Below are 11,004 nucleotides of genomic sequence, written 5' to 3' on the forward strand. Positions count from 1 at the left end.
CTGTCATGCAGCCTGAAAACAAGGGCTACGTTCTTCAAACCGCGGGCCGCGGTCGAATCAGCTGCACACGCGATTTCTGCGGATATCCCAGCGCAGGCGCCGACCTGGGCATCACCCGCACCTACTACATGGCCGGTGGCCGTTTGATTGGCGTGGAGCGGGACGGGCAACTCATTGATCTGCGCGACGAATGGCGCGCGAGGTGGCGCGCCAGCTTGTGGATACCAGAGGGTGCGGCAGCGCTGGCGGTTCCGTGTTTCTGGGCAGCAATCAGATCGCGAAAAGGCACGCCGCCTGAATCGTCAAGGACTTCCGCTTGAATTCGACTTCCGTCATTGCCATCGAGCCGCCCGGCCCGCTGCGCGAGTTCTGGCTCGGCTTTGCCGCCAACCGTGGCGCCCTGATTGCCCTCATCGTCTTCGCGCTGATCGCCGTTGCCTCCCTGCTCGCGCCGCTGATCGCGCCGCACGACCCCATCGAGCAATACCGCGATTTCATGTTGACGCCGCCCATCTGGGCCGAGGGCGGCAACTCGCGCTTCCTGCTGGGCACCGACGAACTGGGCCGCGACATGCTGAGCCGGTTGCTGCATGGCGGGCGGGTGTCGCTGGGCATCGGCCTGGYGGCCGTTGTCATGTCACTCATGCCCGGCGTGCTGCTGGGCCTGCTGGCGGCCTTCTTCCAGCGCTGGCTGTCGCCCGCCATCATGCGCGTGATGGACATCGTGCTGGCCCTGCCGGCCCTGCTGCTGGCCATCTGCGTCATCACCATCCTCGGCCCCGGCCTGGTCAACACCGTCATCGCCATCGCCATCGGTGCGCTGCCAGGCTATGTGCGGCTGACGCGCGCCGCCGCCCTGGGCGAGATCGGCCGCGACTATGTGACGGCCAGCCGCGTGGCGGGCGCCCACGTGTGGCGGCTGATGTTCATCACCGTGCTGCCCAACTGCATGGCGCCGCTGATCGTCAACGCGACGCTGTCGTTTTCATCGGCCATCCTGGAGACAGCGGGCCTCGGCTTCCTGGGCCTGGGCGTGCAGGCGCCAACGCCCGAGTGGGGCACCATGCTGTCGTCCGCGCGGGACTACATTACCCGCGCGCCTTGGGTCGTCACGCTGCCGGGCCTGACCATCCTTGTGTCGGTGCTGGCCATCAACCTGATGGGCGACGGCCTGCGCGATGCGCTGGACCCGAAGTTGAAGAAGGTGGCCTGATGCCTTTGCTGAACATCAGGAACCTCAAGGTCCAATTCGGCAACTTCCCCGCCGTCGACGGCGTGGACCTGACGCTGGACGCGGGCGAGCTGCTGGGCATCGTCGGCGAATCGGGCTCGGGCAAGTCGGTCACGATGCTGGCGCTGATGGGGCTCATCGACGCACCGGGCAAGGTCACGGCGGACGCGCTGGAATTCCAGGGTCGCGACCTGCTGAAGCTCAATGCCGCCGAGCGCCGCGCGCTGATCGGCCGCGACGTGGCCATGGTGTTCCAGGACGCGCTGAGCAGCCTCAACCCCAGCTACACCGTCGGCGCGCAGATCGCCGAGGTGCTGAAGGCGCATCTGGGCCTGCGCGGCGCGGCCGCGAAGCAGCGCGTCGTTGAGCTGCTGGAGCTGGTCGAGATCCCCGACGCGGCCAGCCGCGCCAGCGCCTACCCGCACCAGCTCTCCGGCGGCATGAACCAGCGCGTGATGATCGCGATGGCGATTGCCTGCGGCCCCAAGCTGCTGATCGCCGACGAGCCGACCACCGCGCTAGACGTGACCATCCAGGCCCAGATCATGGCCCTGCTCTTGAAGCTGCAGCGCGAGCAGGGCATGGGCCTGATCATGATCACCCACGACCTAGCCATCGTCGCCGAAATGGCCCAGCGGATTGCCGTCATGTATGCCGGCCAGATCGTCGAGACCGGGCCGGTGCCAGAACTGTTCGACGCGCCGCGCCACCCGTATACGAATGCGCTGCTCGCCGCCATTCCCGAGCACAACAAGGGCGCCACGCGCCTGTCGGCCCTGCCCGGTATCGTGCCCGGCGCGCTGGACCAGCCCAAGGGCTGCCTGCTGTCGCCGCGCTGCCCGCGCGTGCAGCCGCGCTGCGTGGCCGAGCGGCCGGCGCTGGAGAACGGTGTGCGCTGCTTCTTCCCCGTCGAGGAGCACGCCCATGTCTGAGCTCCTCCTCGAAGCGACCGACCTCGCCCGGCACTACAGCGTCAGCCGCGGCCTCTTTAGCCCCAAGGCCACGGTGAAGGCGCTCAACGGCGTCAGCTTCACCCTCGCGCCGAAGAAGACGCTGGCCGTCGTCGGCGAATCGGGCTGCGGCAAGAGCACGCTGGCGCGCCAGCTGACGCTGATCGAGCAGCCGACGCGCGGCGCCTTGAAGATCAGCGGCACCGATGCCGCGACGGCCGACAAGGCCACGCTGAAGTCGTTGCGGCGCCAAGTGCAGATGGTGTTCCAGAACCCGTTCGCGTCGCTGAACCCGCGCAAGACCGTCGAGACCACGCTGGCCGAACCGCTGCTGATCAACACGCCGATGACGGCACTGGAGCGGCGCGAGCGCGTGGCGGCGCTGGCGGCCAAGGTGGGCCTGCGGCCCGAGCACCTGCGCCGCTACCCACACATGTTCTCGGGCGGCCAGCGCCAGCGCATCGCGATTGCGCGGGCCATGATCCTGAATCCCGGCATCGTCGTCGCCGACGAGCCGGTCAGCGCGCTGGACGTGTCCATCCAGGCCCAGATCCTGAACCTCTTCATGGACCTGCAGGACGAGTTCGGCACGGGCTATGTGTTCATCTCGCACAACCTCAGCGTCGTCGAGCATGTGGCCGACGAGGTCATGGTGATGTACCTCGGCACAGCCGTGGAGATCGGCGAGAAGAAGCGGCTGTTCGCGGCACCCCTGCACCCCTACACGCGGGCGCTGATGAGCGCGACACCGGCGCTGCGCAAGGCCGACCGGCGCGAGCGCATCGTCATCCATGGCGAGCTGCCCAGCCCGCTGAATCCGCCGAGCGGCTGCAGCTTCCACAAGCGCTGCCCGCTAGCCGTGCCGCGCTGCAGCGAAGAGGTGCCGCTGCTGCGCGAGGTGGACGGGCGGCGCGTCGCCTGCCACGTCGTTTGACGTGACTCGCAGGTGAGGCGCGGCGGGCATAACCGCCGTACATGCCCCGCCGTCATTCCGTGATGCGCGGAGTGTTGCTCCGGTGCCGACTTCGCGGGCTTGGCCCCTGATGGGGTGTGACTTGCGTCGCAAGAATCTTTGCATTCGGCAACGCAAGGACAACACCATGAGATTCCAGCCCACTCCCATCACCTGTGGCTTCGCCGCCCTGCTGATGAGCCTGCAGGGCGCAGCCCTGGCCCAGCAGGCCAACGCCCCGGACAGCGCCAAGGCCAAGGCCGACGCGCAGGCGCTGGAGAAGGTCGTCATCACGGGCATCCGCGCCTCGCTGGAAAGCTCGCTGGACGCCAAGCGCAACGCCTCGGCCAACGTGGACGTCATCACGGCCGTGGACGTGGGCAAGATGCCCGACAAGAACCTGGCCGACTCCCTGCAGCGCGTCGTCGGCGTGGCCGTGCGCACGGACTACGACGAGGCCGAGAAGGTCGCCATGCGCGGCACCAACCCCGACATGTCGCTGATCCTGTTCAACGGCCACACCGTCTCTGGCGGTGACTGGTACCTGTCCGACCAGGCCTCCAGCAGCCGCTCCACCAGCCTGTCGCTGATGCCCTCGTCGGTGCTGAACTCGGCCACCGTCTACAAGACCTCGCAGGCCAATATCCTGGACGGCGGCTTGGCCGGCACCATCAATGTGACGACCCGCAAACCCCTGGACAGTCCGAAGGGCTTCAGTGGCGTGGTCAGTGCCGGCGCTGTGTACGCCGACCTGCCCGGCAAGACCAGCCCGCAGCTCAACGCCAGCCTGAACTGGAAGAACGAAGACAGCACGCTGGGTTTCATCGGCCAGGTCTTCGCCGAGAAGCGCTACATCCGCCGCGACACCGCCTCGCGCTTCGCCTACGGCGCCAACTCCGGCTGGGACCAGATCAACACGGCCACCATGCTGGGCATCACCGACGCCTCGCTGGCAGGCACACCCTACAAGGCAGCGGACTTGAACGGCGTGCGCCTGCCCGGCTCGATGTCCACCGAATTCGTGGAAGGTGTGCGCGACCGCAAGGGCGGCATGTTCTCCGGCCAGCTCAAGCCCACCAGCAATACCGAAGTCGGCCTGACCGGCTTCTACTCCAAGATGAACGCAGCCAACTTCGGCCGCGCGACCATGGGCGCCATCTACCAGATGCTGGCCGGCCAGTCCGGCCCGCTGGGCGGCACCACGGCCACCAACGTCAACGGCCAGCGTGTCTATGCCTCCATAAAAAACCCGGTAATCGTCGAAGAGGAGACCATCTACGGCCACAAGCTGCGCGTGCTCAAGTCCGCGGAAATCTCTTACGCGAACGGCCTGCCGGCCCAGTACGCCGGCGACTCCGAAGGCTTCTACCGCAGCGGCGCGTACGCCAGCTCCGGCTTCCTGGACCTGGATGGCAAGTGGGTCGTCAATGACAAGCTGACCCTCAAGGGCCTGCTGAGCACAACCAAGGGCGTCGGCCACACCGACATGGACCGCGGCCTGACCTACTCGCGCTACGGCCAGGGCATCAAGTACGACATCACCGACCTGGAGAAGGCGCCGGACTTCAGCTGGATCAACGCCGGCAGCGGCACCACGCCCCTGGCCAGCAGCGCGGCCGCCGGCACGCCCGGCTACCGCCTGACCGGCCGCAGCGGCCTGAACCGCTACCACACCATCGACAGCGAGAAGAGCTTCGCCATCGACGGCGAGTACACGCAGGACAGCGGCATCTTCAGCTCGATGAACTTCGGCTTTCGCAACGCCGATCACCGCCGCCAATACGGCCTGTCGACCGTGGCCTTGAAGTCCGCTTTCGTGGCAGCCAACGCGCCTGACCCGGCCCTGGCCGTGCCCTACCCCGGCGACTTCGGCCAGTACCTCGGCGGCAACTTCGACAACTCCGGCTTCTATTTCTCGCGGGACACGCTGACCAGCCTCTTCGGCGACCTGGCCAAGCAAACCAACTCTCAATGGGAGCGCCGCATCTCCGGCTCCATCGACCTGCGCGAAGTGCAGAGCGCGGCCTACCTGATGCAGAACCTGGAAGGCGAGAAGTGGTCCGGCAATGTCGGCCTGCGCCTGGTGCGCACGACCGTCACCTCCCGCACCCCCGTGCCGATTCCGGCAGGCGCCTGCCTGCGCATCGAGCCGGGCAAGCCCTATGTGCCCTGCGCCGCCTACCCGGACGCCATCCTCGACGTCAGCGAAGGCCAGCCCTACTACGACAACGTGCCCTTCAACGGTGCCACGGGCGTGATCTACCGAAAGGAGAGCACCCGGCGCACATTCGACGACATCCTGCCGAGCCTGAACCTGCGCTATGAGTTCGCCACGGGCCTGGTCGGCCGCCTGGGCCTGTCCAAGACCATCGGCCGCCAGAACTACAACCTCTACGGCGCTACCTATTCAGCCCAAGCCTGCAACTCGCAGGGCTGCACGGTGACCGGCCCGAACCCGAACCTGACGCCGATGAGCTCACGCAACCTGGACATCTCGGTGGCCTGGTATTACGACAAGCGCGCCATGCTGGCGCTCTCCGGCTTCAGTTCGCTGATCGACGGCTACGCCAAGACCGGAGGCACGTCGTCGGGCCAGACCGTCGAGCTGTACGACGGCACGACCAACCAGTACCGCACCTACCTGATCAACAGCTCAACGCAGCAGAAGGCCCGCATCCGCGGCCTCGAGCTGTCATGGGAACAGCCGATCGCCTGGGGCTTCGGCTTTCAGTCCAACGCCAGCTACACTGAGACGCGCGTCGAAGACGGCCGCCCGATGACCGGCGCTTCCAAGATTGCCGGCAATGTGGGCGGGTACTGGGAAAACGACGTGTTCAGCGCTCGCCTGGTCTACAACTACCGCGGCAAGTACGTGTCGAGCACCACGGCACCGTCCCCGACGGCCAACAGCCAGGGCAATTCGACCATCGGTGGTGTGCTGATGCCTTCCGCGCCGACGATCGCGGCACCGGTGTCCAACGTGGCCTTCTCGGCCAACTACAACGTCACACCGGAATTGCAGATCTCGTTCAGCGCCACCAACCTGACCAACCCGGTCCGCGCCACCTATCGCTATAGCGAGGCGGAGCAGCAGAAGGTCGACGCGTCAGGCCGCCAGTACTACCTGGAGGCGCGCTACAAGTTCTGAGACTTGCCTTGGCGCATCCTCGGCGCATCCAGGAAAGGCCGGCTCGCGCCGGCCTTCTTCATTCCTCAGCGGTTTCTCTTCTTCGACACTTCATTGCCGACGACGCCGCCGGCCGCCGCGCCGATGGCGGCACCGGTGGTTGTGCCGGTCACCGCGCCGCCGACGACGGCGCCCGCCGTGGCGCCAACGATGGTGCTGGTCTCACGGGATGACATGCCCGCACAGGCCGTCAGGGCCAGCGTCGCGGCTGCGGCGAGGGACAGGACCGTCACGCGCCAATAGGCGCCATTCGGGCTGGAAAACGTTGCAAAGCTGTTCATGGTCTGCTCCTTGAGGGAGGTGATCAGGTGAGTCAACTTTCGTCGCCAGCCGCCGGCGCCGGAACCAGCCCAGGGGCCGATGAGGCGTGGGACTTGTCCTAGCGTACAAAGCAAAGAGCCACCCGAAGGTGGCTCTCGTCCTACAGGGCTTGTCAGCCAGTCACTTGGGCGCCGAGGCGGCGTCGGCCATGCACTTCTTGATGTGGCTCTTGGCTGCGGCGCCATGCAGCTTCTTGTCGGCGGCAGACTTGTCGCAGGCGGCGCTGGAAGGAGCAGCTGCGGGCGCAGATGCTGCAGCGGCGCCACCGGACAGGCATTCCTTCATGAACGCCTTGCGCTCGTCACCCTTCTTGCCGCCGGTCTTGGCCTCGGCATTGCAGGCCTTCATCTTGTCCTGCTGCGGCGTGGCCTGGGCCCCAAAGGCAACGGCGGCACAGGCGAGCAGGATGGCAATTCGTTTCATCGGGAACTCCTTCTTCGGGAGGTGGATAGGCGAGTCAATTCAAGCATGCGCCCATGACACTGCCAAGCCATGTTTCATCGGCGTCACAGAATTCTTCGCGGATGGTGCAGGGCCTCGTGGGCCGCATGCAGGCGGCGCACCAGCACGCGGATGAAGCCGCGGTCGAAGCGGTGCTGGCATTCGGGGCTCAATTGACCCACGGACTCGGGCGTGAAGCAGATGGTCGTGCACTCCTGGCTGACGCGGATCTCGGCGCTGTGGCGGCGCAGGTCCGGGTTGGGCGCCAGATAGGCCATCTCGCCCACCGAGGTGCCCTGGCCCAGCGAGGCCACCAGCCGGCCGTCGCGGAAGACCTGGACCTCGCCCTGGGCAATGATGTGAAAGCTGTTGCCCTCCTGGCCGCGCCTGAATAGGGCATGGCCGACGGGGTAGCGCTTCCAGCGCGCGCGCCTCACCACCTCCCACAGCTGCACGTCGCCGAAGTCGGCAAAGAACTCCAGCGAGCGCAACAGGTTGAAACGTTCGGAGTCACGCACCTCACCGAGGCGGTTCAGCGGCACCTGCTGGCTGGCCACCAGCGCCGACAAGGCCTGCGCAAAGCTCTCCCAGTCGGCGAAGCGCTCATGCGGGTTCTTGGCCAGCGCGCGCAGCACGACGGCATCCAGCCCCTCGGTGACGCCCTGGCGCTGGCCCATCAGCGGCAGCGGCGGCTGGTGGTAGATCTGGTGCATCAGCGCCATCTGGTGCGGCGCGTCGAAGGGCGGGCGGCCGCTGATCAGGTGGTAGAGCACGGCGCCCAGGGCGTAGATGTCGGCACGGCAGTCGACATCGCCGCCCTCGATCTGCTCGGGCGGCATATAGGCCAGCGAGCCGACGCGGTGGATCTGCGTCGAATCGGCCAGCAGGTTCAGCGCCGAGCCGAAATCGCTGACCTTGACGTCGACGACCTGGCCGCCTTGGTCCAGCACGGCCAGCAGATTGGCCGGCTTGACGTCGCGGTGGATGACGCCCTGGCGGTAGACATAGCTCAGGGCCATCGCGCACTTGAAACCCAGCTCGACGATCTGGTCCAGCGGCAGCAGGCGGTCGCTGCGGCAGAAGTGCTTCAACGTGACGCCGGGCACGTACTCCATGACGAGATAAGGCGCGGCCTCCTCGGACACGGCATCGACGATGGCCACGACATTGGGGTGGTGCAGCCGCCCGGCCAGGGCCGCCTCGGCGCTGAAGAAGCGGTTGCTGAAATCGCTGGCCGGTGCATTGGGCGGCGGCGCCCAGGCGCGCATGCGCTTGATGGCCAYCTCCTTGTCCTGGAAGGGATCGCGGGCCAGGAAGACATCACTGGTCGCCCCCTCGCCCAGGCGCTTGAGCACCTGGTAGCGGCCGATATGGGCGGGCAGATCGTCGGCAGAGGCGGTCATCGCGAGGCATGATACGGGCCGCTCCTGGAGGTGCCGCCCCTTGTTCTCCCACGTATTTCTCGGTACTCGTGACTTCGAGCGCGCCTTGGCGTTCTACCGCCCGTTGATGGCACTGCTGGGCGTGGCCGAGCGCTTCTGCGAACCCGAAAAACCTTGGGCCGGCTGGCAAAGCAGCCCCGGGCCACGGCCTTTGCTGTTGCTTGGCAAGCCCTTCGACGGCGAGGAGCACGTGCCCGGCAATGGCCAGATGGTGGCACTGCTGGCTGCCGATCGCGCGCAGGTGGACCAGGCCCATGCGCTGGCCCTGGCCCACGGCGGCCGCTGCGAGGGCGCCCCGGGGCTGAGGCCCCAGTACCACGCGAACTACTACGGCGCCTATTTCCGCGACCCGGACGGCAACAAACTCTGCGTCGCCTGTCACGAGTCGACGGCCGGCTGAGTCGGCGCCGCCGGCGGCTCATGCGTTCAGGGGCTGCCTCCTAGAATCCCGCCCATGATCCAAGCCAAGCAGGCGCTGCTCGCCGCACTCGCCGACTCCCTCCAGGAAATTGCCCCCGGATCGAACGCCGCCGTGGCCTTCGAATCCCCCAAGCAGGCCGCCCATGGCGACTTCGCCTGCACGGCCGCCATGCAGCTGGCCAAGCCGCTCAAGGCCAACCCGCGCGAACTGGCCACCCGACTGATCGCCGCCCTCGAAGCGAAGCCCGCCTTCCAGACCTGGGTGCAGGCCCTGGAGATTGCCGGCCCGGGCTTCATCAACATCCGCCTCAAGCCCGAAGCCAAGCAGGCTGTCGTCGGTGAGGTGCTGGCCGCCGGAGCGAAGTTCGGCCACCGCGCGCCCACGGGCAAGCACGTCATGATCGAGTTCGTGTCGGCCAACCCGACCGGCCCGCTGCACGTGGGCCATGCCCGTCAGGCGGCGCTGGGTGATTCGCTGTGCTCGGTGTTCCAGAGCCAGGGCCACGACGTCACCCGCGAGTTCTATTACAACGACGCCGGCGTGCAGATCGCCACGCTGGCCAACTCCACGCAGATGCGCCTGAAGGGCTTCAAGCCCGGTGACGCCGAATGGCCCGAGGCGGCCTACAACGGCGACTACATCCAGGACATCGCCGACGCCTTCCTCGCCAAGGAAACGGTCAAGGCCGACGACCGCGAGTTCACCGCCTCGGGCGACGTGAACGACCTGGACAGCATCCGCCAGTTCGCCGTCGCCTACCTGCGCCACGAGCAGGATCTGGACCTGCAGGCTTTCGGCCTGAAGTTCGACAGCTATTTCCTGGAGACCAGCGTCTACGCCGGCGGCCAGCTGGAGAAGACGGTCGAGCGCATCGTCGCCAATGGCAAGACGTATGAAGAAGGCGGCGCGCTGTGGTTCCGCTCGACCGACTACGGTGACGACAAGGACCGCGTGATGCGCAAGTCCGAGGGTGGCTTCACCTATTTCGTGCCGGACATCGCGTACCACATCAACAAGTTCGAGCGCGGCTACACGCAGTGCATCAACATCCAGGGCACCGACCACCACGGCACCATCGCCCGCGTGCGCGGCGGCCTGCAGGCGGTCGACATGGGCATCCCGCAGGGCTTCCCCGACTACGTGCTGCACAAGATGGTCACGGTCATGAAGGGCGGCGAGGAGGTCAAGATCTCCAAGCGCGCCGGCAGCTATGTGACGCTGCGCGACCTGATCGACTGGACCAGCCGCGACGCGGTGCGCTTCTTCCTGATCAGCCGCAAGGCAGACACCGAGTTCGTCTTCGACATCGACCTGGCACTGAAGGCCAACGACGAGAACCCGGTGTTCTACGTGCAGTACGCGCATGCGCGCATCTGCTCTGTCATCCGCAAATGGGGTGGCAACGTGTCGACCATTGCCGACGCCGACGTGAGCCTGCTGACCGCGCCGACCGAGGAGGCGCTGATGCTCAAGCTCGCCGCCTACCCTGACATGTTGGCGGGTGCCGCCGCCGGCATCGCGCCGCATGACGTGGCCTTCTATGCCCGCGATCTGGCGGGTGCGTACCACTCCTACTACGGCGCCGAACGGGTGCTGGACCAGGCACCCGAGCTGAGCCGCGCCCGCGTCGCGCTGCTGGCCGCGACGCGCCAGGTGCTGGCCAATGCACTGGGCATGCTGGGCGTCAGCGCGCCCGAGCAGATGAACCGCGATATTCCTGAATCTGCCGAATCCCTCACGGAGAACGAATGACTGCTGTCTCGAAACCCGCCGGCCAAAAGAACCAGAAAGGCGGCTTCGTCCTCGGGCTGATCGTCGGCCTGCTGGTGGGCCTGGCCGTTGCGCTGGGCGTGGCCCTGTACATCACCAAGGTGCCCATCCCCTTCGTGAACAAGGTGCCCCAGCGCACGGCCGAGCAGGACGCCGCCGAAACCGAGCGCAACCGCAACTGGGATCCGAACGCGCCGCTGGCCGGCAAGGCCGCCCGCAGCGCCAGCGGTGTCGTCAACGCGCCGGTGGCGACTGCGCCGCCGCCGCCGCCCAGCACGAACGCCAGTGC

At 66.9% G+C, this 11,004-nt stretch carries 10 protein-coding genes and 1 pseudogene; 8 read left to right on the forward strand and 3 right to left on the reverse strand.

Annotated features, from left to right (window positions below):
• The 5 genes from AC1DU6_RS10680 to AC1DU6_RS10700 form a co-directional block, all read left to right on the forward strand.
• Positions 1-320 (forward strand): hypothetical protein (locus AC1DU6_RS10680; protein ID WP_477857106.1); only part of this gene is annotated, 320 nt, incomplete at its 5' end.
• Complete coding sequence (locus tag AC1DU6_RS10685; RefSeq protein ID WP_477857108.1) at positions 317-1,213, forward strand: ABC transporter permease subunit; 897 nt, start codon at positions 317-319, stop codon at positions 1,211-1,213. The genes AC1DU6_RS10680 and AC1DU6_RS10685, both read left to right, overlap by 4 nt.
• Positions 1,210-2,163, forward strand: coding sequence for an ABC transporter ATP-binding protein (locus tag AC1DU6_RS10690; RefSeq protein WP_457321011.1), 954 nt, complete (start codon positions 1,210-1,212; stop codon positions 2,161-2,163). The genes AC1DU6_RS10685 and AC1DU6_RS10690 overlap by 4 nt, the downstream gene beginning before the upstream one ends.
• The gene (locus AC1DU6_RS10695) at positions 2,156-3,115 is read left to right on the forward strand and encodes a peptide ABC transporter ATP-binding protein (RefSeq protein WP_477857110.1); all 960 of its coding nucleotides are present in this window, start codon (positions 2,156-2,158) and stop codon (positions 3,113-3,115) included. The genes AC1DU6_RS10690 and AC1DU6_RS10695 overlap by 8 nt, the downstream gene beginning before the upstream one ends.
• 166 nt (positions 3,116-3,281) lie before the next feature.
• Entirely contained in the window at positions 3,282-6,281 is a 3,000-nt protein-coding gene (locus AC1DU6_RS10700; RefSeq protein ID WP_477857111.1) for a TonB-dependent receptor, read from the forward strand.
• Positions 6,282-6,346: 65 nt separating this feature from the next.
• Here the strand turns inward: AC1DU6_RS10700 and AC1DU6_RS10705 are convergent, their stop codons facing one another.
• From AC1DU6_RS10705 to AC1DU6_RS10715, 3 genes are all read right to left on the reverse strand, one after another.
• Complete coding sequence (locus AC1DU6_RS10705) at positions 6,347-6,601, reverse strand: glycine zipper domain-containing protein (protein WP_056201292.1); 255 nt, start codon at positions 6,599-6,601, stop codon at positions 6,347-6,349.
• Positions 6,602-6,761: 160 nt separating this feature from the next.
• Positions 6,762-7,064 (reverse strand): PsiF family protein, encoded by a 303-nt coding sequence (locus tag AC1DU6_RS10710; RefSeq protein WP_056200449.1) that lies wholly within the window; start codon positions 7,062-7,064, stop codon positions 6,762-6,764.
• Between the two features lie 83 nt (positions 7,065-7,147).
• Positions 7,148-8,485, reverse strand: a complete 1,338-nt coding sequence (locus tag AC1DU6_RS10715) for a serine/threonine-protein kinase (protein WP_477857114.1) — start codon at positions 8,483-8,485, stop codon at positions 7,148-7,150.
• Positions 8,486-8,525: 40 nt separating this feature from the next.
• On the opposite strand from AC1DU6_RS10715, the gene AC1DU6_RS10720 reads away from it, so the two are divergent.
• The 3 genes and pseudogenes from AC1DU6_RS10720 to AC1DU6_RS10730 form a co-directional block, all read left to right on the forward strand.
• Positions 8,526-8,924, forward strand: coding sequence for a VOC family protein (locus AC1DU6_RS10720; protein ID WP_477857116.1), 399 nt, complete (start codon positions 8,526-8,528; stop codon positions 8,922-8,924).
• Between the two features lie 54 nt (positions 8,925-8,978).
• Entirely contained in the window at positions 8,979-10,697 is a 1,719-nt protein-coding gene (gene argS / locus AC1DU6_RS10725; protein WP_477857118.1) for an arginine--tRNA ligase, read from the forward strand.
• Positions 10,694-11,004 (forward strand): annotated as a pseudogene (locus AC1DU6_RS10730) (SPOR domain-containing protein); the annotation flags it as partial. The gene argS and the pseudogene AC1DU6_RS10730, both read left to right, overlap by 4 nt.

The organism is Roseateles sp. P5_B10 (genome assembly GCF_056400485.1).

What these genes read in the sequence shown, in the direction of transcription:
- argS (WP_477857118.1), top strand. Translation starts at nt 8,979, where the DNA reads ATGATCCAAGCCAAGCAGGCGCTGCTCGCCGCACTCGCCGACTCCCTC.
- AC1DU6_RS10695 (WP_477857110.1), top strand. Translation starts at nt 2,156, where the DNA reads ATGTCTGAGCTCCTCCTCGAAGCGACCGACCTCGCCCGGCACTACAGC.
- AC1DU6_RS10710 (WP_056200449.1), bottom strand. Translation starts at nt 7,064, where the DNA reads ATGAAACGAATTGCCATCCTGCTCGCCTGTGCCGCCGTTGCCTTTGGG.
- AC1DU6_RS10700 (WP_477857111.1), top strand. Translation starts at nt 3,282, where the DNA reads ATGAGATTCCAGCCCACTCCCATCACCTGTGGCTTCGCCGCCCTGCTG.
- AC1DU6_RS10705 (WP_056201292.1), bottom strand. Translation starts at nt 6,601, where the DNA reads ATGAACAGCTTTGCAACGTTTTCCAGCCCGAATGGCGCCTATTGGCGC.